General features: G+C 62.6%; 22 protein-coding genes. 6 read left to right on the plus strand and 16 right to left on the minus strand.

All coding sequences use genetic code 11. The annotated features are described in order from the left end of the window. Positions 1 to 25: 25 nt before the first annotated feature. Entirely contained in the window at positions 26 to 712 is a 687-nt protein-coding gene (locus ACWW36_RS13590; RefSeq protein ID WP_456142034.1) for a sensor domain-containing protein, read from the minus strand. A gap of 571 nt (positions 713 to 1,283) precedes the next feature. Between ACWW36_RS13590 and ACWW36_RS13595 the strand changes: the two genes are divergently transcribed. After that, the gene (locus ACWW36_RS13595) at positions 1,284 to 2,528 is read left to right on the plus strand and encodes a DUF4236 domain-containing protein (RefSeq protein WP_456142035.1); all 1,245 of its coding nucleotides are present in this window, start codon (positions 1,284 to 1,286) and stop codon (positions 2,526 to 2,528) included. A gap of 121 nt (positions 2,529 to 2,649) precedes the next feature. On the opposite strand, the gene ACWW36_RS13600 is transcribed toward ACWW36_RS13595, so the two are convergent. The 9 genes from ACWW36_RS13600 to ACWW36_RS13640 all read right to left on the minus strand — a co-directional run bounded on the left by ACWW36_RS13600 (position 2,650) and on the right by ACWW36_RS13640 (position 10,550). Then, complete coding sequence (locus ACWW36_RS13600) at positions 2,650 to 3,468, minus strand: hypothetical protein (protein WP_456142036.1); 819 nt, start codon at positions 3,466 to 3,468, stop codon at positions 2,650 to 2,652. Further along, positions 3,461 to 3,865, minus strand: a complete 405-nt coding sequence (locus tag ACWW36_RS13605) for a hypothetical protein (RefSeq protein ID WP_456142480.1) — start codon at positions 3,863 to 3,865, stop codon at positions 3,461 to 3,463. The genes ACWW36_RS13600 and ACWW36_RS13605 overlap by 8 nt, the downstream gene beginning before the upstream one ends. A 111-nt stretch (positions 3,866 to 3,976) precedes the next feature. After that, positions 3,977 to 4,240 carry a hypothetical protein gene (locus tag ACWW36_RS13610; RefSeq protein WP_456142037.1) on the minus strand — a complete coding sequence of 88 codons (264 nt, stop codon included), beginning with the start codon at positions 4,238 to 4,240 and terminating at the stop codon, positions 3,977 to 3,979. 5 nt (positions 4,241 to 4,245) lie between these two features. Then, entirely contained in the window at positions 4,246 to 6,516 is a 2,271-nt protein-coding gene (locus tag ACWW36_RS13615; protein ID WP_456142038.1) for a WXG100-like domain-containing protein, read from the minus strand. 408 nt (positions 6,517 to 6,924) lie between these two features. Then, complete coding sequence (locus tag ACWW36_RS13620) at positions 6,925 to 7,212, minus strand: WXG100 family type VII secretion target (protein ID WP_456142039.1); 288 nt, start codon at positions 7,210 to 7,212, stop codon at positions 6,925 to 6,927. After that, a complete protein-coding gene (locus ACWW36_RS13625) occupies positions 7,212 to 7,514 on the minus strand; it encodes a WXG100 family type VII secretion target (protein ID WP_456142040.1) in 303 nt (100 codons plus the stop codon). The genes ACWW36_RS13620 and ACWW36_RS13625 overlap by 1 nt, the downstream gene beginning before the upstream one ends. A 479-nt stretch (positions 7,515 to 7,993) precedes the next feature. Next, a complete protein-coding gene (locus ACWW36_RS13630) occupies positions 7,994 to 8,698 on the minus strand; it encodes a hypothetical protein (protein WP_456142041.1) in 705 nt (234 codons plus the stop codon). Between the two features lie 4 nt (positions 8,699 to 8,702). After that, the gene (locus ACWW36_RS13635) at positions 8,703 to 10,232 is read right to left on the minus strand and encodes a putative alpha/beta hydrolase (protein WP_456142042.1); all 1,530 of its coding nucleotides are present in this window, start codon (positions 10,230 to 10,232) and stop codon (positions 8,703 to 8,705) included. Between the two features lie 6 nt (positions 10,233 to 10,238). Next, positions 10,239 to 10,550: a DUF2563 family protein gene (locus ACWW36_RS13640; protein WP_456142043.1), complete on the minus strand. Its 312-nt coding sequence runs from the start codon at positions 10,548 to 10,550 to the stop codon at positions 10,239 to 10,241. 242 nt (positions 10,551 to 10,792) lie between these two features. Here ACWW36_RS13640 and ACWW36_RS13645 point away from each other — a divergent pair, with 242 nt between their 5' ends. After that, a complete protein-coding gene (locus ACWW36_RS13645; RefSeq protein ID WP_456142044.1) occupies positions 10,793 to 11,575 on the plus strand; it encodes an SseB family protein in 783 nt (260 codons plus the stop codon). Positions 11,576 to 11,653: 78 nt separating this feature from the next. On the opposite strand, the gene ACWW36_RS13650 is transcribed toward ACWW36_RS13645, so the two are convergent. The 3 genes from ACWW36_RS13650 to ACWW36_RS13660 form a co-directional block, all read right to left on the minus strand. Further along, positions 11,654 to 11,947 carry a hypothetical protein gene (locus ACWW36_RS13650; protein ID WP_456142045.1) on the minus strand — a complete coding sequence of 98 codons (294 nt, stop codon included), beginning with the start codon at positions 11,945 to 11,947 and terminating at the stop codon, positions 11,654 to 11,656. A gap of 25 nt (positions 11,948 to 11,972) precedes the next feature. Beyond that, on the minus strand, positions 11,973 to 12,359 hold the full coding sequence (locus ACWW36_RS13655; protein ID WP_456142046.1) for a hypothetical protein: 387 nt from the start codon (positions 12,357 to 12,359) through the stop codon (positions 11,973 to 11,975). 287 nt (positions 12,360 to 12,646) lie between these two features. Then, positions 12,647 to 13,261, minus strand: a complete 615-nt coding sequence (locus ACWW36_RS13660; RefSeq protein WP_456142047.1) for a dihydrofolate reductase family protein — start codon at positions 13,259 to 13,261, stop codon at positions 12,647 to 12,649. Positions 13,262 to 13,393: 132 nt separating this feature from the next. On the opposite strand from ACWW36_RS13660, the gene ACWW36_RS13665 reads away from it, so the two are divergent. From ACWW36_RS13665 to ACWW36_RS13675, 3 genes are all read left to right on the plus strand, one after another. Beyond that, positions 13,394 to 14,542, plus strand: coding sequence for a hypothetical protein (locus tag ACWW36_RS13665; protein ID WP_456142048.1), 1,149 nt, complete (start codon positions 13,394 to 13,396; stop codon positions 14,540 to 14,542). 64 nt (positions 14,543 to 14,606) lie between these two features. Continuing rightward, entirely contained in the window at positions 14,607 to 14,837 is a 231-nt protein-coding gene (locus ACWW36_RS13670; protein WP_456142049.1) for a FitA-like ribbon-helix-helix domain-containing protein, read from the plus strand. Further along, on the plus strand, positions 14,824 to 15,234 hold the full coding sequence (locus tag ACWW36_RS13675) for a type II toxin-antitoxin system VapC family toxin (protein WP_456142050.1): 411 nt from the start codon (positions 14,824 to 14,826) through the stop codon (positions 15,232 to 15,234). Before ACWW36_RS13670 ends, ACWW36_RS13675 begins: the two co-directional genes overlap by 14 nt. Positions 15,235 to 15,253: 19 nt before the next feature. Here ACWW36_RS13675 and ACWW36_RS13680 read toward each other — a convergent pair whose 3' ends face one another. Further along, the gene (locus ACWW36_RS13680) at positions 15,254 to 16,879 is read right to left on the minus strand and encodes a peptide chain release factor 3 (protein ID WP_456142051.1); all 1,626 of its coding nucleotides are present in this window, start codon (positions 16,877 to 16,879) and stop codon (positions 15,254 to 15,256) included. Between the two features lie 174 nt (positions 16,880 to 17,053). On the opposite strand from ACWW36_RS13680, the gene ACWW36_RS13685 reads away from it, so the two are divergent. Then, positions 17,054 to 17,503 carry a hypothetical protein gene (locus ACWW36_RS13685; RefSeq protein ID WP_456142052.1) on the plus strand — a complete coding sequence of 150 codons (450 nt, stop codon included), beginning with the start codon at positions 17,054 to 17,056 and terminating at the stop codon, positions 17,501 to 17,503. Between the two features lie 30 nt (positions 17,504 to 17,533). Here ACWW36_RS13685 and ACWW36_RS13690 read toward each other — a convergent pair whose 3' ends face one another. Both ACWW36_RS13690 and ACWW36_RS13695 read right to left on the minus strand, forming a co-directional pair. After that, entirely contained in the window at positions 17,534 to 20,389 is a 2,856-nt protein-coding gene (locus tag ACWW36_RS13690; protein ID WP_456142053.1) for an MMPL/RND family transporter, read from the minus strand. After that, on the minus strand, positions 20,386 to 20,832 hold the full coding sequence (locus ACWW36_RS13695) for an MmpS family transport accessory protein (protein WP_456142054.1): 447 nt from the start codon (positions 20,830 to 20,832) through the stop codon (positions 20,386 to 20,388). The genes ACWW36_RS13690 and ACWW36_RS13695 overlap by 4 nt, the downstream gene beginning before the upstream one ends. Between the last annotated feature and the right edge of the window lie 126 nt (positions 20,833 to 20,958).

Consider the following 20,958-nt stretch of genomic DNA (forward strand, 5'->3'; position numbering starts at 1 on the left):
GCCCAGCGTCCGGCCGCACGCGGCCTTACCACCGCGCAGTTACATTGGCAGCGATCTGATCGGCGATCTTCACCGCCGAGTCTGCAGGGTTAGCGCTGCACGTATTGATGTCGATGATGATGTTGTTTCTGTGCGCCAGAGCGCGACCGCAACCCCAGCCGGGAGCGGCGGCATTCTGTTGTGTCGCAACGGTACTCAGCGTGTTGTTGGTGTTCGAGATCTGCTCGACGGACCACTGCGACCCGCTCTGTGTGTGGGTGTACTGACGGCACGCGGGCCACTGCTGGGCGGAGGCGTCGAAGAAGGCTCCGGCCTTGTCCACGGTAGGGAACAACACCACTGCCTGCTTCAGATAGTGCGTGAACTTGTCGCCGTCGTTGAGGCTCTGATCGTGCTCGGACCAGTAACCGCTGTCGGCATAAACCGGCGCCTCCGCAGCGCCATCGATGGCGAGGCATTCCTGAGGTGCCATGGTGGCGCTGTTGTCAGACATCGAGGCCTGATCATTCGTCACCGACATTCCGGTCGCCCCCACAGCGACGTTCACCTGCTCCGCGCTGAGCATCAGCTCGGGCAGTTCGCGGTCGACAAGCGGCCGCGGAATCAACGACCGTGTGGGCGTGGTCGACTCGGCATTGCCTATCGTGCTGCCGCAACCGGCGATCAGAACGCAAATGACTGCAGCCGCAAGCACGGCCATGGGCTGGCGCATGTTTCCTCCCCATTCCAGCCTGGCCTACTGATCAGCGTGGCGCGATACTCCCCATACCGCGGCACGTCCTGAAATGGTGCGGTAAGTCCGCCGACACGTCCAAGACGTCGAACGGCGTTTCCCCGTAACGAAAAACCATGTTCTTGGTAACGGTTGGGCACCATCAAGATCCACAAAGTGCGGCACCTGCGCGGCGAAGCCAAGACGCGGATGGAGCTTGCCCGTCCCGGAGACTGGACTCGATCAGGACTGGCCCCAGCGCATATCGGGATATTCCTCGCCTCGGTCGAACGGCGAGTTCCAGTGTTCGGGTTATGCACTGCCTGCGCAGACGGGTTCTTGAACGATTGGACGTAGCCATTGACCGGCGGGCTATAGAGCAATCCGGTCTTTTCCCGCACGGCTTCAGCTAACCTCTTCTACCGCAGGTCGGATAGCTGTGATCGATCAAGATCATTGCTGGACTGCATGGTTGGCGTCACCGTGCTCTTCGGCGAGCACATTTCAGCTAGCTACCGAGCGGGAGCTGTGAAGGACGACAGACAGCGTACGTTGACTGGAGGATCGCGTTTTGGGCTTCTACATCCGCAAAAGCGTCAAGGCTGGTCCGTTCAGGTTCAATCTTAGTAAGTCGGGCATCGGCGTCAGCGCGGGTGTGCCGGGTTTTCGCGTCGGTACCGGCCCGCGGGGCAACTACGTGCACATGGGTCGCAACGGAATCTACTATCGCGCTTCGCTTGGTCCGCACCGTCGACGGACGACGTCGCCACACCTGGGCAGAGCAGTTCAGCACCAAGAGTTCGATTACCGCCCCAGCGACGTCGTTATGCAAGACGTGACCGGCGCCACGGCCATGTCGCTCGAACCGACCGGCCGCGGCGACATCGTTGATCAATTGAACACCGCGGCAACCCGATTCACATGGTGGTGGCCGGTCGCCATCGTTGTCTTCCTGCTCGGTCTCGTGGCCATGCCCTGGGGATTGGCCATCTGGGCTCTCGGTGGTGCAGGGTGCGTTTGGCTGTACCTCAATGATCAGGCTAGGCACACCGTCGTTCTGTTCTACGACGTCCGCGACGGCGCAAACTTCTGGTTCGAATCACTTGTCACCTGTTGGCGGTGGTTAACCGAGTCCCAGGGACTCTGGCGCATCGTCCAATCTGGCGACGTGCTGGGCACTTATAACTTCAAGGTCAATTCCGGTGCGAGCACACTCGTTAACACCGTCCGCGCTGTTGCAGACACTTCGGGCAAGCTCAGACAGTTATCGACGAACATTGCCGTTCCTTCCATCACCGCCGGAACGTCGGCGTTGTATTTCTTGCCCGACCGGCTTCTCATCCGAGATGGCAAGCATTACAGCGATCTTGACTACGAGGCGCTGCGTGTGTTCCACGAGGAGAAGCGCTTCATCGAAACGTCCGCACCGCCACGGGACGCCGTTCAAGTGGATGAAACCTGGCAGTACGTGAACGTCAAAGGCGGTCCAGATCGCCGGTTCAAGGTCAATCCGATACGGCCGGTGATGCTCTACGGTCGGCTGATTCTCGCCTCCGCCAGCGGCCTGTACTGGATCGTTCAGATTTCGCGCTCCGATGCAGCCGCAGGGGTCGCCCAGGTCATCTCAGCAGTACCAAAGATGTCGGCACTTGCAGCGGACGCCGTGTCATCGGATTCAACCTCGAGCGCCTCCGAGCCGGCCAAGGCCTCGATGGTGCGGTGCTTCAAATGCGGGCATAGGCAGCAGGTGTCAATAGAAGCAACCACATTCCACTGCGAGCAATGCGGCATCAAACTGAAACGGGCCGTCAACTGAGCTACCTGATTGTTGGCCCCCTGTTCGGAATCAGCGGAGGCGCGTGAGCGATCCTCGGAACAGCGAGAGTCATCATCGGTGCCATGGGTTGCGCGACGGTCGACGGCGACAGCCACCGACGTCATCCGTTCGTCGATGCCAGCTGATTCTCCACACCCTGTACGTTCGTCAGGCGTCCCGCATCGACTATCACTTCGTAGACTCCAGGCTCGACGAGCCCTGCGCCCACCCGTTCGCCGTCCTCGGGCTCGTCGGAGAGCAAGAGCACTTCGGCGGTTCGTCCCACACTGCGCAACAGTCGGACGGGCACGCCTTCCAAGTCGGCGGTGAAAACTTTCTCGAAAATCTCACACTCAGACATCGGTGCCGGCGCCGACCAAACGCGCGGGTGGATCTGCTCAAATCCTGCTGGGCCGTCTTCGGTGATCGCGGTCAGCAGAACGCTTTCGGGCAAAACGTCGGCGAAGAACTCGCGACCCCGCCAGCGTGCCAGTGTGCCGACCATCGGACTGGGCGGACGCCACCGTTGCGCGCCAATCCACCCGCGGGCGGCTCCTTCATAGCGCGAGAGGCACTTCTGCTCACCGTCGGCACGGATTCGCCAGTACTCAGCGCCGTACGAGTATCGAGTACGTCGCAAGGTCCACACCTGTGCCAGTGAGGCGCCGAGCAAGAATCCGTTGGGGAAGGTAGGCCACGGACGCTCTGCGACAACAGGCACCTCGAGCGTTGCCAATCGGGGTTGTTCGAACCGCACCACGTCTACGAATTGGGGAGCGCCATCAACGCCATGCGCGGCCAACAGGTCTGCTGGAGTCCTTAGGCTAGCTGCTGCCGAGGCTTCTGCGACGTAACCACCGACTTCCTCAGAGCCGGTCTCCACGATGGCTGCGGCGATGGGAGCGGTGAGCAGCTTCTGCAAAACGAGTCGGTCAGACACGGCGAGTTTCCTCGACATGGATGTCATTCAACTCCTCGGGTGCGACAAGGCCGGTCCACCCCATGTACTGGTCGCCGTCCAATCCGATTTCCTGGGCTACGTCAGGAGAACCAATGAACCACACTCTGATTCGGCCATCTGGCAATTGACCTCGCAGAGAAACAGTGTGCCCAGCAAGTTTGCCGGTTACATCGACATCGATGACACCATCGATTGCGGAGTCCGGAACCTTCGCCCAATGCGCGTAGTGGCCTGGGCCAACCCGGGATGATCCACGTTCAGTCGCATCTGGCACCTCGTCATCGGGATCGGCGCGTAAACCAACCCAGCCGTCGCCACTGAAGAGAATCGGAAGTCGCCGACCGTGGTACTCCGCGACCGCGCCACTCACCGGCATCTCAATTATCAGTCCCCTTGTGTAAGGTCCTGCTACGTCATTCGACGGTGGATCGATGCTGACTTTGGTGACGTCAAGGCGCAATTAGCGCTTTGCAAGTTGAGGATCTCCCTATACGGGTACTCCACGATCCGTTCCCGGTTTGTGAACAAGAAGATCATCGTGTTCATGCCTACGGCAAGCCTCTATGAACGAGAGTGCAAGTCGTTGATCTTTGAGAAAGCGTTGGTATTCGTCAGGCGTTATCCAATAATATTCGACGTAATCGATCATTTGGTTAGCGACGGGGATAGATGCGTAATGGCGTCCGGAATCTTGCTCGATTCCAAGCCAGTACCGGTGCTCGCGAGAAATGTACGTGTCTTCGAATCTCATGTTATCTATTCTCCACCTTTATCTGGGTCTGAAAACGTGGTTATGTTCATGTCGTCGCGGGGCACATCTCGGCCATCGATCACAGCTTCCGACACGCCATCGGGAAGAAAGCCGCCCGGTAGCCATTGGCTGGTAGCGCCCGCTTCGTTACCCGATGGAATTCTGAGATTGTAGTCTTGGGGATTTGCGATATCAACACGTATGACCTTGGCGTCGCCAAAATAACCATCTGGAAGGCCGAGTGACTTCTCCAATGCACGAAGATCGCCGCCAGAGGCATTTATTAGAGAATCAACTTCCTGCGTCGGCATAACGAAGGCAGTTCCATCGGTTTGTCCGATTCCGTACATGTCGAAGTTCTTGTTGATCATGAACCGAGTTGCACCATCGTCGAACTTCTCAAGGTGGCGTTCTATGAATTCTTGAGACAAGTACTCCGAAGGATCGGGCCGAGTCCCGTGCTCCATAGCACGAATTTCGTCGCGCTTCTCCTCGCTGAGCCCGTTGTCGTCAGGCGAGGTTCTGTGATCAGGGTCACCGTGAGGGTGGTCGCTCGGGTCCGAGTCCGAGTGATGCTCGTTTTCGTCTGAGTGAGTTGAGTGATCGCCCGGTTCGTGCGGTTGGCCGTCGCCTGCACCGTCCCCCGCTGGACCATGTCCATCACCAGACCCGCCGTGTCCTGGCCCTGACTCCCCGGATCCAGTACCGTGCTCGCTCACACTTCCCGGCGTGTGTTCGCCCGCGCCCACAGCCGATTCTGCGCTTCGGGTTTCCGCGCCGACAGAGGCAAGTTCTTGTGATGGCGCCGCCCCATGCTCTATCGGTTGCGCCGTAGCCAATGGTTCACTCGCGGAAGGGATCCCGGGAGCACTTGGCGGAGCGGGTGCCTCCATATGCGGCGCATTGGGTGCCGTGGCGGCGGGCGCATGAGGCTCAGTCGCAGGCACGCTGGGTGCCTCTGCAGAGTGAGGCGCCGGTTCAGGCGCGCGCGGCGCTTCGGGCACGGCCGGCGCGTCATTGTGCGGCGCCGCCACATGAGGCTCGGCCGGTGCCGTCGCGTGGGGTTCGGGAGCCGCGGGCGGCTCGCCATGCGGAACCTCCGGCGCTCGCGGCGTCGGCTCAACCCGCGGAGTCTCTTGCGGCACAGGGGGTTCGACCGGCGCGCGTCCGCCGGGAACCGACGACCCCGGCGTGGCACCCTCGGGGACTCGCACGCTGTCCAGCTTGCTGCTGATTTCCCCAGCCTTGGTCGTGATGCCTTCGGTCGCCCCGGCCGCCCGGGTAGCGGCCGTCGCCCCGGCATCTCGCGTAGCCGCGCCGGCCGCGCGCGTCTCGGCTCCCGCAGAGTCGGCCGCTACTCGGGTGGCCGCGCCGGCTCCGTCGACTGCGGGCGCGGCCTCGCCGACGCCGGGGATAACGAAGCTGCCGACCTGGGCGGCGTCGTAGCCGAGCGCACGGAACGGATGACCCTTTTCTACGTCTTCCCAATCCACCAGCCCCTTGAGGGTGTTCAGGCTGCCTTGTGGATCGGACATGATCTCACCCGCGAGGTGCACCGGATTGGTCACCGCCTCAGCCGTTTCCGCCAACCCTTTCCAGGTGTCCAGCGCTCCTTGCGGGTCATAGGCGAAACGCGTCGGGTCCAGTTGCTCTACGCCCTGCGCAGTCTGGGCAACGAACTTCAGTCCGCCTTCGGGGAGATCCACCAACGCATTGAAGTCCGACGACAGCACATTACCGACGTCCTGGCCGAACACCGTGATGAACTCTTTTTTCGCCCAGCTTTCAAGCGAATCCGTCGCTGAATCAAGAGCATTGATGCCTTGACTGAAGAGCTGACTCGACGCGTCGGCCTGGCGCTTCATGTTGTTGAGCACGGTCTTGATCTCGTTGGCGACCTGTTTGATCTTGTCCATCGGATTGTGGCCGGTGAATATGCCGCCGATGGTTTCCAGCACGCCGCCTGGGCTGAGTTGGTGTAGCAGATCTCGCACCGCGTCCTGCGTCGCCTGCACGTTGGCTGCGAAAGCGTCGACGTTTGAAGCCAAAGCCTGTGCCTGCGCGGCGATATCGCTCAGTCCGGACCCGACCTTGCCGACCGCCTCCACCATCTTGCCCGACTCGGGAATCTGCTGGCCGCCCAATGCCGTTCCTGTCGCCGACACCGGGCCCGCGGCCGCACCTATGGCCGCCGCGAACCCGCGCCACGCTGCCGCGGCGGCATGCATCTGGGCCGGATCGCCGTCGGGCCAGACGTCGCCGACGAACTGCTCCACCAACGCCCAGCCAAGGGGAGCCGCGACACCGCCGCCCATGGGAGGCGGCATGGTCAGCCCACCAAAACACGGTGGCTCCGTCGGGGCCGGCACGGGTGACTTGCCACCACCCACCGTGGATGCGGCGTTCGCCTTGCCGTAGTTCGACGCCGACATCTGAATACCGAAACCCACTCGGCGGCAAGCGTTTACCGCAGACTCTGCAGCATCAAGCAATGCCTGTCCGGAGTGGGTGTACCCCTGCCCGAACACGATCCCGGCCGAGTCGTGCCCGAACAACGCACCGGCGCCCGACAACGCCGAAGACAGTGTCTGGGTGGCGGTGGCCGCCGCGTCACCCTCGCTGCTGACGGTCGACCCGGTAGCCGCGAGAGCCGACGGATCAACCGCGATCGGCGAGGTCACGCATCAACCCCACATGCGCATATTCGTTTGCACCGCCGAGGAGTAGTTTTCGTGTGCGCCCTCGGCAATCTGGCGCAGCCGTGCCAGCGCCTCCCGCATCTCGTGTGCGCCTTCGTCCCACCGGGCTTGTGCCGCTCGCTCGGCCTCGCCGCTGTCGCCGTACCAGGTGGTCCCCAGCCGGGCCACCGAGTTGGCGGCCTGCGCCAGGTGCGCTTCGAGTTCGGAGTCGAACGCCGTCATGCGGTCAATCGCTGCCAGCAGGGCGGCCGGGTCGACGCTGAACGCGCCCATCACAGCCCCGTTCCGGAGATGTCGGCGGCCGTCGCAGTATCTGTCGAGGAGTAATGGGCGGCTGCCTCCTGCAGCAGCCCGGACATCCGCGACAGACCCTCGACGACCTGCGCCGCTCCCTGATGCCACTCCTGCCAGACACCGGAGTACGACGACGCCGCCGAACCGGTCCAGCCCGAACCCAACAACCCGGACACGTCGCTGTCGAGCGAGCCCAGGCCTGAGCGCAGTCTTTCGGAGAGCGAGTTGAGCTCAGCTGACACCGCAACTAACTCCGATGCGGTTACCTGCAGATCTGACACCGATTGACCCCCGCGAGTGACGTCCAAATGCGTTAGAAACAGAATAACGAAGCTGATCGGGGGCTCTGCGCACAAGAAATTCAGTGTTCACAGCAAATGCACAGGAAAGCGTTTGAGAGTTCCGCCGCGCCATCACAGTGGTCGCTTTGGCGGGCGAAGGCATCCTCACGGAGTTGCATCGACCGCGCGACGGTGGCATCGAAGTGCCTCGGGGCTTAGTTTGTCATTCTTCGCTTCGCGCGTTGACTAAGGCCGTCCGTTACTCCGCGACGAATTGTTCATTGCGGAGGCGCTCAATCGCACTGCTGTCGGTGAGTTAGGCGCGGCCCACGGCTCGCACGGCACGGCTGTCCAACCCACGATTCCCTGTCGGATGACGACCGCGCCGCCTGATTGGAGAGCCACGTGTGTTCTCGCCGCCGAACGTCTGGGGATCGGCCGCTGGCGCGTCAGCTCAGGCACCAGAGCCAATCGTCCGATTAGTCCAGTTTTTGGTGCCGTGGGTGGGCGCGGTACTCCATGGACTGTTTGCGTCGCAACGGCCAATGCTTTCCCGTTTGATAAGCCGCCAAGTAGAGCATTGCAAACACGCCTACGGTGACGATCGCTGCGATGACAAACTGTACGCGGTGACCGCGGGCGATCCCGTAGCCCCAACTCGCGTCTCCGAATCCCATTGCAACGGCAAAAAATACGATGAAGGCTAACCCTATAGCGCCGACCCACCACTCGACTTTTCCAGACGCAAATGCGTATACGTTGCCCGTCGAGATGACCAGCAGCGGTATAAGCAACCACCACATCTTCGTGGCTGAGAGAAGCCCGCTGTATGCATCAGGTGCCGGGTCGTAGCCCTGCTCCGTTACGGCGGTGTCGGGAGTCCGCGCGGATTTCTCGTCGGGGTCAGGTCGGCTGTCCTGCACTGTTAGGGCATGCACCTTGCCGCCGATCTTGATGTACGGCGTGTACGCATACGCGGCGGCGATCATTATGCCCAAGAAGAGCAGACCCATCCCAATTCCTTTGTTGGAATCTGGATAGAAGGCGAGAAACGCCGCGGCCGCCCCGAGGCATGCACAGCTCCAGTAGATGCGCCGTTGCAAGCTACGGCTGTACTTGACGTACTGCTGGGCCAGAGCAACCACTGCGCAGGCGACGAGGAGGACGAAGAATACGTTCGACACGGTGTTACTTGCCCATCATCCAGTTCACGAACTTCTCTCCTCCGATACCGCCACCTACCGCGCCGAGGAAGCCAACCACGAGTGTGCCTTCGGGTCCAACGAACGAGCCCCAAGCCGCACCTGCGAGGAACCCGCCGCCCATCGCTCCCAACGTACGGCCGCCAAACTTCGCGGCTTCTTCGCCGGCGGGAGCGCCATGTAGCACATCGTTGATTGTCAACAGACCGTCCACAACGGTACCGGCCGTACCGAGTTTGGAGCCGAACCCTTTGAGCGCCTCCACATCAGCGTTCGACCACACTGGCGCTGTGCCCCAATGGCTCCCGCCCGGCATCGCACCTGCGTGTGCCTTGGCGCCCTCACCGAGGTTTCCGGCCTGGGATGCAAGACCTGCCACCGCCTCCTTGATGACCTGATCCGGCGATTTACCGTTCTGGATTTCGTTGACTGCCTGCTGAACTCCGTCCGCTGACACGCCCGCCTGTTGCAGCTGCGTCTCGAATCGGTGGAGCACCATCCCGCGGCCGTTGGCTTCCCATTCGTTGAGCAGGTGGGTCGCCTGATCGGGCGTCAATGGCGGCTTGCCGGGGAGGGCGTTCGCCGCCTCCAACCGCTGCTGCATCTGCAGCCTCGCCTGAGCCCGTGTTCGAGCGTCGCCGCCGAGAACGGTGTCGGTTGGCAATGGCCCAGAGAACTGCGACATCCGGTAATCGTTTAGGCGTTCCCCGGCATAGCGCACTTCGTCGACACCGGCGGTTGGATTGTTGATGGTCGCGTAATCGCGTAAGCGTCCGGCGGCGGCCTGCTTCTCTGGCGTCCATGGCCCGGCCGAGTTGACCAGCGATTCGTCAGCTGCGCGCCGCCCGGCTCCATAGTTGTCAGCCTCGGCATGTGCTTGATCGTTCGTCGCTACCTCGCCCGTGCCGTCAGCAGATGCCGTCGCATCAGGTGTGTAGCCTTCGGCGGCCATTTCAAGTCGCGACCCATCAAGTTGCTTCGAATAGCCGTCACGCACTGCCTGCACTTCGTGCAGTGATTGTTTCGTCGCGTCGACTGCGGCCTGTTTTAGCTCGGACCAGTCGACGTCCTGGCCGTTGGCGGCCGCTGTGGCGATCTCGCGGTCGATCTGGTCGTCGATCGCTTGCAGCCTGGCCTCGAGATTGCCGATCGAGATGTCCCCGCTGCGCTGTGCTTCAGCCAGGGACGCCGAAATGTTCTGCAGGTCAACGCCAACCCGGGTCATCTCCTCCTTGTTGAGGTGCAGCGACTCGGTTGCCCTACGAACTTCATCGGAATCGTTGATCGGATGGTCACCGCCGTCCTGGCGGTCCCAGGCCGACTCGAATCGCTCCTTGGCGACGTTGAACTCGTCATTGGTCTCCTGCGCGCATACACCGGCCTCGTAAAAAGCGGTCGCCAGCTCGCTGATTGCACCCGGTGATCCGCTCTGCATCGTCTTGTTCAGCTGCCAGGGATCGCAGCCCGCGGCTCCGATCAGCTCACCAATATCGAGATGCCTTAGCAGGACAGACATTCGAGATCAGGCGAAGTCGCGCCCAGCTGAATCCAGCGCCGAGCCGCTTACCTCATCTTGCTTCATGAAGATGTCGGCAGCGGACGTCGCCTTCTCAGCTAATGAGTCGAACTCGGCGCGATGACTCTGCAGCGTGGTGACGTGGCTATCGTGAGCTCGGCAAAGAGCTCGGTGGAACCCGTGCGCAGCGTCAAAGTCGCCGAAGATGCCTGCCGTCGGCTGCGTCGACGCGAGCCGGTCCGCCCCGCGTTGGGCGATGGCGCCCGCACTCTGGGAAAAATCAGCTCCCATGCGCAGCAAATCGGTATCGACGAACATCAGACCCCCTTGAGTCGTTGCTAACGACTATATCGAGGGTTACTTGGTCTGAGGCGCAGCTATTTGTGCGGAGCACTCAGGAGCCGGTCTTCCCGGTGACCTTACGTTGGGGTCTCTAGGCGTCGACGTTGTTCGATTGATCCGATCGGCGGAATCGCGTCGCCGCTATCTGGCCACGGTGCGGCGCCCCACAGTGCGACTAGTTGTAAGCACGATGCTCGGGAGGCAGGGTGGGCTACATCATGAATTTGGTCGACAATGTGACCGTCCGCCGAGCTGTCGCTGAGTTCGCAGCCCAGCCCGACCAGCGACGCGCGCTCGATGTGCTTCGGTCATGCATGTACGGCGAACTGCTCTTCGACGTCACTGGGTCAGACGAGCCCGAGGACGGCTCATTTCGTCGCGGATCTCGGATCCAGATCAGGGGCGGTGCCGGGCCGGGCGGCGGTCGAGCGCTGTTCGCATTCACGCGACAGGAGGAGATCGCCGGCTTGTATCCGCCTGGCACTCGCACTCAGTCGATGGTCACGCCGGCGACGGGCGCGCTGGGGCTGGCGCTGCAACAAGGCGATGCCTGGCTCTACATCGACCCAGCGGGTCCCACGTGTGCATTGGCTGCCGCACACATCGATTTCGCCCTGCGGAATCCGAACAATGAGCCACTGAAGACAGCGCTTGCCGCGCTGCACGCCGGCCACACGGATAGGCGAGAGGTCCTGCAGGTACTCCTGGCGGAGGGCCCGATGCTGTTGGCCGCGGATGAGACAACCGTCCCGGGAAAGGTGACGATCCGCTCGACGGCCTTGGCCGACGGCTCACCCGCCCTCGTCGGTTTCACCAGCGCCCCGGAGGTCGTCGCTTTCAACGTGTCAGATGCCTTCTTCGCGCTCAATACTCTTGAGGTGCTGGAGAAGGTTCGCGCGGACGGCTACAGCGCACTCGTCATAAACCCTGCCGGGCCGTCAATTGCGTTCTCTGAGGCCGAGCTGGAGATCGGCTCTGGTTCAACCGGTGGAGGAATGTAGCTCAGTAGCAGACTCGATGATGGGTACTCGGATGCGATTGCATTCTGCGCGTTGGCGACTCACGCCCGTGCTGCCGGTTCACCGTAGATTCCAGCCGACGCATCGGCCGATTTCCTCCAGCGCCTCGAGTGATAGTTCGCGATGCAGCTGACTGAATCTGCCCATGATGTCGTTGACGCCTTCGGCCAGAGTCATGTCGCCCCAATCGATCGGCATAGCAACCGCTTCCCGGACTATCTCGACGACCCGATCGGCGACAGTGCTTCCTTCGCTCTCGCCGTAACGGTCGATGAGCTCTTGGCGATCAACCCGTGGTATCGCCGATACCCCAATACTGGCAACGATTGCTTCGTTGAGCCGGTCTGCGTCCATACCGCCCACAATTCCTCGACCCAACTTAACCCTTGGACAACAGTGCGGCATGAGCGGAATCGAAGTGTATGTCGAAGAGCGCCTTCAGCCACGACATCACCACGTCGTCTTCTGCATCGAGTCCAGGCGTCTTCAGGTCATCGTGTACATCGCTAAGCATTAACATGAAGTGCCACTTCTTGGAATCGTTGGTAAGTCCAAATTCATTCGGTGCATCGAGCGGAGCCAGCATGAAGTCGATCCCGCCGTCTCGGGCTGACCAACAGATCTGGAGCTTGCAGTCCTTACTACGGCAGTACACGGCCCATGCGGGACGGTCCCCGTAAAGGATGGGATCCTGCACAGCATCGAGTTTGAACCCGGCCTGTGACAACGTTGGCTCCAGAAAGCGGTCTAAATCAACAGGTTTCATTGCTAGTTGCCTCCCTCGTAGACCCATGAGTTTCCGTACTTCCTATCCGTACGCCGGGCGTTCTCTATGAGAAAATTGGTCTCGAGAGCTGAGAATGATCGCCTCTACCGCCGCTACCTGTACTGCTTCTTCTTGAATAGGCCCACGGAATCTCCTCTGTACCGGGTGTCGTTGGCTCTGGCGGTCTGGTGCGTCATGGCGCAGACGCTCAATCGGGTGCCTCAACTCGACGTCTCGGACTGTGCACAAACCGGTCGCAGAACGCGGTCTCATCCACCCCGGGCTGCTCACCGCGTGACAAGGTAGCGGAGGTGAGCCACGCCGGGGGCGTGCAGCACCCGAACGAGCTCCATCTTGGGTATGCCGGGCTGGAACCCGTCGAACAAACGCTCGCCCGAGCCGAGGATTACCGACGACACTTGCAGGTCGATCTCGTCGACAAGGCCCGCCTTGATCGCCTGGCGGGCGCACGATGCGCCACCGGCGATTGAGATGTCCTTCCCGCCGGCAGCCGCCTTCGCCTGCGCGTAGGCGGATTCGATGCCGTCGGTGATGAAATGGAACGTCGTGCCGCCGTTCATCTCGATCGGGTCGTGGGCGTAATGGGTGAGCACGAAGACAGGGCAGTGATATGGCGGGGTGTCGCCCCACCAGCCTCTCCAATCTGAGTCGGCCCACTCGCCGCGAATCGGCCCGAACATGTTGCGCCCCATGATGGTTGCGCCCATACCGTCCAGCATTTCGGACATCACCTGTCGGTTGACCGGGTGGTCGCTATTGGGGCCGATATGCCAGTCGTGAACCGCAAGCCCGCCTACGCCGAGGGGATTCTGTTCATTCTGGTCGGGCCCGGCGACGAAGCCGTCGGCCGAGATCGACATCGAGAGGTTGGTTCGCGCCATGTCACGTTCCATTCGGTCGGTTCATTCCGGTGCCTATGCCCTCAATAAGACCGCTGCGCCGCCAGAAAGTCATCGCGTTCTCGCCGCTGCGCCGCCGCGGGGTTGTCAGTGCCCGTGAATAGCGTCCGCGATATGAGTGACAAGCGACGAGCACGCAGGGCCAAACAGGCCCGACGTGACGAGCGGCGGGCGAAGAAGCGCGACGGGCAAGGTTCTATCGACACGACACTGCGGGACGCGATACGCAAGTCCCTGGCAGGCGGGCATCCACTCAGCCTGCTCAGCTTGGCCAGCATGGCGATCAAGGTGGGGAAACCCGAACCGCTCACAGCGCTGAAGTCCGGCCGGCGCGATACGAATCTTCTGGATCGGGTCCTTACCGGGTTGATCGGTGTGCGGAGTCGGGAGACGACAGCGTTACTCGCCGTCATCGCCGAACTTCTCGTCGACGATCAAGCGGCGCAGCTCCGATGCCGACGCGAAGTGGCGGAACGCGCCGAGCATCTGCCGCAATGGATCACCGCTCTACCGCGGGCCGACGTCTACCGAGCGGTGCGTCGAACCAATGTGTTCGGTGATGTCGACGAGGTCGTGATTGGTATGCGACTCGATGGCGGGCACGAGCTGACTGTCGCGGTCGCGATCGACCACAACTTGTTGTCGAGCGTCGCCGACGCATGCGTGCTACCGGGCCCGATCGACGAGGCTCTTGCGCGGCTGGCCGAATCCGGTGGCGACACCGAGGTTTTCGAAATGAGGTGCGCCGATGCGCGGGTGTGGATCGAAGATGCCCTCAACATGCCGACACTCGCACCTAAGACCGATGCATGGCCGCTCTACAAGGCGCTGGTTCGGTGGCTGGTAGGTCGGCTACCCGAAGGGGGTGCACACCGGTCACCGACCGGGGACTGGAAGTCGGATAACGAGCTGTGCGACAGGTTCTTCGCAACCAGTTCCGCAGCGCCGTTCACCGACTCCTACCATCGCGAGCTGCTGCTGGAACTCTTCGAGACCGGTACCGGTGACCCATTGCGCTGGAGCGCGGCGCGCGTCGAACAAGCGATCGGCGGCACGCCTTACGTCGAGGACCACATTCCGTTGGAGGTGATGCTGGACGCTCCCGATCTGCTACGCGCATTCATTCCATATGCCCACGCGCAATGCGGGATTCGAGACGAACTGACCTCGCGAACGCTCGCGATCCTCGACGCGCTGAGGTCGAGCTACAAGCGGGAGGTTCTGAGGCAAGCCAAGTACTGGGGCCTCGACGATGCGGTCTAGCGGTCTGGCCGCATGGCCGCCGACCGTACTTGCAAAGTGGCGCCAGCAGCGCCAAAATGGCGCCATGCCCAGTGTGCAGATCAAAGATGTTCCGGAGGACACCCATCGCGTATTGCGGGAGCGCGCTGCGCGTGCGCATCAATCCCTGCAGGAATACCTTCGGAGCCGCCTGATCGCCGAGGCGAATCAGCCGACTTTGGATGAAGTTCTAGGTCGTGTCGCGACCCGAAGCGGTGGCAAGGTGTCGTTTACAGATGCGGTGAGTCACCTTCGGGCAGAACGTGATCGTCGTTGACGCGAGCGTGGTAGCCGTGGCGCTCGGCGACGACGGGGCCGACGGAGCGCACGCCCGGGCCCGTCTGACGGACGAAGCATTGGCCGCCCCGGAACTCGTAGATCTCGAGGCGGTGTCGGTCTGGCGCCGTCACGTCGCGGCGAAGCTGATGACGGCTCGGCGGGCTGCCCTCGCCGTTTCGGACCTCAAGAATCTGCCGCTACAGCGATCGCCGCATCGGCCGCTGCTCGAACGCATCTGGGAGTTGCGCCACGGTGTGACGCCGTACGACGCCGCCTACATCGCACTCGCCGAGGTTCTCGACGTCGTTTTGGTGACGGCTGACGCACGGCTCGCGCGCGCCCCCGGAATCAGATGTGAGATCGAGGCGATAGCCGGGCCTGGTCGCGCGCGGTAACGGCTACCTGGAACCCGTCCTATCCCTCCGCCGCCACCAACGACCCCAGCTTCACGTCGGGGTTGTCCCGTTGGAAGCCCTCCAGCCGCCACGGGGTGGAGAACAGCACGAGCATGACCCCGTCGGTGCGGGTAAGGACTTCCGCTGACACCTGCTTGGCCATGAACTCGGCATCGGCGGGGTCCACGATCCGCGCGACCTGGTACGGCAGCGACTCCAGCGAGATCGGGGCGCTGAGCTCGGTAGCCATCCGGTGCACGGCCACCTCGAACTGCATCGGGCCGACCGCGGCCAGCACCGGCGCCTGGTCGCCGCGGCGGTCCGATCGCAGCACCTGAACAACGCCCTCCTGCTCCAGCTGCTCGATCCCGCGGCGAAACTGCTTGTGCTTACTCGGATCCGTGCCGCGGGCCACTGCGAAATGCTCGGGGGAGAAGCTCGGTATCGGCGGATACTGCACGGGCACATCGCGATACAGCGTGTCCCCCGGGCGCAGCGCGGCGGCGTTCGCCAGCCCGATCACATCACCGGGCCACGCGGTCTCCAGGGTCGCGCGCTGCTGCCCGAACACCGATTGCGCGTACTTGGTGACAAACGGCTTGCCACTCGCGGAGTGGGTCAGGACGTCACCTCGTGAGAACGTCCCCGAGCACACCCGCGCGTACGCGATCCGATCGCGGTGGGCGGAGTCCATACCGGCTTGGACTTTAAAAACAAAAGCGCTGAACGGTGATTCGGCCGCACGCCGTTCCCCGTCGACGTCGATCGCCCCGCTGGGCGCCGGCGCCAGTTCGACGAGCACGTCGAGCAGCTGATTCACCCCGAAGTTCAACGCCGCCGACGTGAACAGGACCGGTGTCGCCGCACCGTCCAGAAACTGCTCACGGTCGTAGTCCGAGCCGTCCACCGACAGCAGCTCGGACTCCTCGACCGCATGCCCCCAGTCGTCGCCGGCGGCAGTATGCGCCTCGGCCGCCGCCATGTGCTCTTCCGGGGCCGCGGTGGCGCCGCCTGCGGTGCGGGTGAACCGGATGAAGTTTCCGGTCCGGCGGTCGAGCACCCCTTTGAAGTCTCCGGCGATGCCAACCGGCCACGTCAGGGGAGTGGGCCGCAGCCCGATCCGTGCATGGATCTCGTCCATCAGTTCCAGTGCATGGCGGCCGGGACGGTCCCACTTGTTGATCACCGTGATGATCGGGATCCGACGGTGCTTGCACACCTGGAACAGCTTCAGTGTCTGCGGCTCAAGGCCTTTCGCGGCGTCGATGAGCATCACCGCGCAGTCGACGGCCGTCAGCACCCGGTAGGTGTCTTCAGAGAAGTCGGCGTGGCCAGGAGTGTCGAGCAAGTTGATGACGCATGTGCGGTACGGGAACTGCAATACCGTCGACGTGATCGAGATGCCCCTGGCCTTCTCCATGTCCATCCAGTCCGACACCGTCGCGCGGCGGCCCGCCTTGCCGTGGACCGCGCCGGCTTCGGTGATGGCCCGGGCGTGCAGCGCCAGCGCCTCGGTCAACGTGGACTTGCCGGCGTCGGGATGGCTGATAACGGCGAACGTCCGACGGCGGCCCGCCTCAGCGGAGATACGGCCAGGTGGCGCAGTGTCGGCGGTCGGCGCAGTGGCCAGGGCATTGTCGGTCATAGCGTCAGCGATGGTATTGGGATCCGACGCCAAACCTGTAATCGAGCGGCGGCGCTGAGCCCGCACGCTGAGGACCGGCACGTGGTCCGGCGAAGCGGGGTTGGGTGATCAGCGGACGCTTTCGCTAGTCCGAGGGCATACTCGCCCCTATGTCCAACGACTCCGGATTGCGCTTTGAGTAGCACGGCTGATTCCACCGCCAACGCAGTGCGCTGGCTGCGACGCAGTTATTGGGCGGGGGCGCTCGTCGATGCAGTCGCCGCAGTCGGGATGGCAGTACCGCGGCTCTACGGGCCGACCCTTCGGTTCAAGCCGGATTTCGATCGGTCCGGACCTGAGTTCAGCTATGCCATGCGTGCTGGTGCCCCGTTGATGGCCGGTTGGACGGTCCTGTTGATGTGGGCGGACCGGCGCCCGCTGGAGCGACGCGGGGTGTTGCCGATCACCGTCGTCCCGGTTGTCGCGGGCCTGATGGCAAATGACGCATCCGCTGTGCGCGCTGGACAGTTGGTTGGGCGTGGGGTGCTACCGGTTCGTGCGCTGCAGCTCGCCCTTGTGGGTCTTTTCGCGTACAGCGCCGCCAAAGCACGAGCAGCGCTAAATGATGAGGGCTCCCGGGCCTGACGGAATGTTAGTACGACCAATACCATTCGGCTAGAACAACGAAAGCTGTCGGTCCGCGCCGAACTTCTGCGGCACCGGCCGCTGGCGCACCTTCACCGGCCACCAGAACCACCGTCCGAGCAACGCGGCGATGGACGGCGTCATGAACGATCGGACAATCAGCGTGTCGAAGATCAGGCCCAGCGCGATCGTCGTTCCGATCTGGCCGAGCACGCGCAGGTCGCTGAAGATGAACGACGCCATGGTGAACGCGAACACCAAGCCCGCCGCGGTCACCACCGATCCGCTGCCCGCTATCGACCGGATGATGCCGGTGTTGATGCCTGCATGGATCTCCTCCTTGAATCGGGACACCAGCAGCAGGTTGTAGTCCGACCCCACGGCCAGCAACAGGATGACGGCCAAAGGCAATATCACCCAATACAACTCGACACCCAACAGGTGCTGCCATACCAACACCGACATGCCGAACGACGCACCCAACGACAACGCCACCGTGCCCACGATCACCAACGCCGCCACCAGGCTGCGCGTGATGAACAACATGATCAGGAATATGAGGCAGAGCGACGCGATGCCCGCGATGATCAGGTCGTAGTGCGCCATGTCCGCGATGTCCTTGTACGTGGACGCCGTACCACCGATGTAAATCTTCGAACCCGCCAACGGTGTGCCCTTGACGGCCTCCTGCGCCGCATGCCTGATCGCCTCGATGTGCGAAATCCCCTCGGGAGTAGCTGGATCCACATCATGCGTGATGATCATCCGCGCAGCCTTACCGTCGGGCGACAGGAACAACTTCAGCCCGCGCTGGAACTCGGGGTTGCTGAACGCCTCCGGCGGTAGGTAGAACGAGTCGTCGGTCTTCGACGCGTCGTACGCCTGGCCAAGCTGGGTGGAGTTCTGCAGCGCCGCCGCGGTCTGGTCGTAAATCCCCGACGTCGTCGCGTAATTCGTCATCGTCAGGTCACGGTTGGTCTGCTGATTGGCGATCTGTGGCGGAATCAACGCCAGCAGCTTGGGCTGCAGCTCATCGAGCTTCGCGATGCTCCCCGAGACGTTCGCCAACTGATCCGTCAACGAGTTGATGCCATCCAAAGCATCGAAGAGTGATCGCAGAGCCCAGCAGATTGGGATGTCGAAACAGTGTGGCTCCCAATAGAAATAGTTGCGCAGCGGCCGGAAGAAGTCGTCGAAGTTGGCGATCTTGTCCCGCAACTGTTGAGCCACGACGACGGTCTGCTGAAACGCCACGGTCTGCTCGTGCGTCACCGCGCTGGACTGTTCCTGCAACGCGTACTGCGACCGCAGGATGTTGATCGAGTCGTTGATGACGCTCACCTGCTTCTGCAGATCGGCGGCGCGGTCCTGCTGATACGGCAGATTATTGATCTGCGCAGCACTGTTCGCACTGATCTGGAACGGGATCGACGTATGGTCCAACGGCGTGCCCAACGGCCGCGTGATCGACTGCACCTGCGCGATGCCGTCGGTGTGGAAGACGGCCTTGGCCACCCGCTCCAACAGGATCATGTCGGTGGGATTGCGTAGATCGTGGTCGGTTTCGATCATCAACAGTTCGGGATTCAGCCGCGCTTTCGAGAAGTGACGCTCCGCCGCGGCATACCCCACATTGGATGGCGCACTGGCCGGCATGTACCGGCTGACGTCGTAGCTCACCTTGTAGCCGGCCAGCGACGCCAGTCCGATGAAAGCGAGCGCCATCGTCGCGATCAGGATCGGCCCCGGCCACCGAACGATCGCCGTCCCGATGCGCCGCCAGCCCCGCTTGGCCGTCTTGCGCTTGGGCTCCAGCAGACCAAACCTGCTGCCCACCACCAGAACTGCAGGCGCCAGCGTCAGCGAGGCGAGCAGTGACACCAGCACACCGATCGCGGCTGGTATGCCCAGGCTCTGGAAGTACGGCAGGCGAGTGAAGGACAGACAAAACACCGCGCCGGCGATGGTCAGCCCCGACCCCAATATCACGTGCGACGTCCCGCGGTACATGTCGTAGAAGGCGGCCTCGCGGTCCATGCCTTCGTTGCGCCGCTCGTGATAGCGGCCGAGCAGGAAGATGATGTAGTCCGTGCCCGCGGCAATGACCAGCAGCGTCAGGATATTCGTCGAATACGTCGACAGTCCGATGAGCCCTACACTCGCCAGGAACGAGACGATCCCGCGGGCCGCCGACATCTCGACGAGCACCGTGACGAGCGCGAGGATCATCGTGACCGGCGAGCGGTAGACGATGAGCAACATCACGGCGATGACCACGACGGTCAACAAGGTGACGAACACTGTGCTCTCGTTGCCGACCTCGAACTGATCGGCGATCTGCGCTGCCGATCCGGCTTCGTACGCGTGGATGCCCGGTGGCGCAGGCGTTTTGGTGATGATGTCGCGCACCGCGTCGACGGATTCCAGCGACAACGCCTCACCCTGGTTGCCGGACAGGAACACCTGAACGTAGGCGGCCTTGCCGTCGGGGCTCTGCGAGCCTGCTGCGGTGAGCGGATCGCCCCAGAAGTCCTGCACGTGCTGGACGTGCTTGGTGTCCTCGTTGAACCGCTTGACGAGCTCGTCGTAGTAGCGGTGTGCGGCATCGCCGAGGGGCTGGTCGCCCTCGATCACCACCATCGCCGCGCTGTCGGAGTCGAATTCGTGGAACACCTTGCCGATGCGCTGAAATGCCTGCAGCGAGGGCGAATCCGGAGAACTCAACGCGACGTTGTGTTCTTCGCCGACCTTCTCGAGTTGTGGCACCAGCGCGTTCGACAAGGCGGCGACGGCCAACCAGAACAACACAATAGGCACGCAGAGCCAACGAATCCACTTGGCGACCCGGTCCGTAAACGTTGGACGTTCGGCGACGTAGTGGCTCATCCGGACTTGTCCAAGCAGTAGGTGTAGGCGTTCAACGTGTTGACCGTTCTCTCGTCCTTGACGACGTCGTCGATCTTGATCCGGCAGCCGATGGAGTCGGTGTCGCCCTGGGCGGAGACGTTGACGAAGACGGCCGGTTGAGTGGTGGTGGTGTCGTAGGCCCACGGCAGCGCCGCGGCGTCGACCCGTTGTGGTTGGGCGTTCACGTCCAGATAGGTGATGGTCGCGACCGTGCCGGGGGCGCCGAACACCTCCAGGACCACGTGCTTCGGGTTGAACGGAACGATCTCATTCGCGGCCCCGCTGGGGGTGGACGTGACGTCCTTGGAGCCGAAGATGCCGTTCAGCCGGTACACCGCGAACCCCGCAAGCGCGATGACGAGCACCGCCACGAGAAGCATCCACCGTCGCAACAGCCGGCTTCCGATCGAAAACCGCGGCATCCGTGACCCTTTCGACGAGCGGTGACTCGTTGACGGACGGTACGACACCTCGTCAGTGGATATCAACCAGGTTGACAGTACGGTACGGGACCGGACCGCACAAGTTCTAACCGTCGGCGCTGAATA

The sequence above is a fragment of the Mycobacterium sp. MMS18-G62 genome (assembly GCF_053877835.1).

Bases quoted from the DNA above. Each gene is read 5' to 3' on its own strand.
- ACWW36_RS13690 (WP_456142053.1), bottom strand. From the start codon at position 20,389: ATGAGCCACTACGTCGCCGAACGTCCAACGTTTACGGACCGGGTCGCC.
- ACWW36_RS13670 (WP_456142049.1), top strand. From the start codon at position 14,607: ATGCCCAGTGTGCAGATCAAAGATGTTCCGGAGGACACCCATCGCGTA.
- ACWW36_RS13650 (WP_456142045.1), bottom strand. From the start codon at position 11,947: ATGGACGCAGACCGGCTCAACGAAGCAATCGTTGCCAGTATTGGGGTA.
- ACWW36_RS13605 (WP_456142480.1), bottom strand. From the start codon at position 3,865: ATGCCGGTGAGTGGCGCGGTCGCGGAGTACCACGGTCGGCGACTTCCG.
- ACWW36_RS13655 (WP_456142046.1), bottom strand. From the start codon at position 12,359: ATGAAACCTGTTGATTTAGACCGCTTTCTGGAGCCAACGTTGTCACAG.
- ACWW36_RS13645 (WP_456142044.1), top strand. From the start codon at position 10,793: ATGAATTTGGTCGACAATGTGACCGTCCGCCGAGCTGTCGCTGAGTTC.
- ACWW36_RS13660 (WP_456142047.1), bottom strand. From the start codon at position 13,261: ATGGCGCGAACCAACCTCTCGATGTCGATCTCGGCCGACGGCTTCGTC.
- ACWW36_RS13680 (WP_456142051.1), bottom strand. From the start codon at position 16,879: ATGACCGACAATGCCCTGGCCACTGCGCCGACCGCCGACACTGCGCCA.
- ACWW36_RS13640 (WP_456142043.1), bottom strand. From the start codon at position 10,550: ATGTTCGTCGATACCGATTTGCTGCGCATGGGAGCTGATTTTTCCCAG.
- ACWW36_RS13620 (WP_456142039.1), bottom strand. From the start codon at position 7,212: ATGGGCGCGTTCAGCGTCGACCCGGCCGCCCTGCTGGCAGCGATTGAC.
- ACWW36_RS13635 (WP_456142042.1), bottom strand. From the start codon at position 10,232: ATGTCTGTCCTGCTAAGGCATCTCGATATTGGTGAGCTGATCGGAGCC.
- ACWW36_RS13590 (WP_456142034.1), bottom strand. From the start codon at position 712: ATGCGCCAGCCCATGGCCGTGCTTGCGGCTGCAGTCATTTGCGTTCTG.
- ACWW36_RS13610 (WP_456142037.1), bottom strand. From the start codon at position 4,240: ATGAGATTCGAAGACACGTACATTTCTCGCGAGCACCGGTACTGGCTT.
- ACWW36_RS13695 (WP_456142054.1), bottom strand. From the start codon at position 20,832: ATGCCGCGGTTTTCGATCGGAAGCCGGCTGTTGCGACGGTGGATGCTT.
- ACWW36_RS13665 (WP_456142048.1), top strand. From the start codon at position 13,394: ATGAGTGACAAGCGACGAGCACGCAGGGCCAAACAGGCCCGACGTGAC.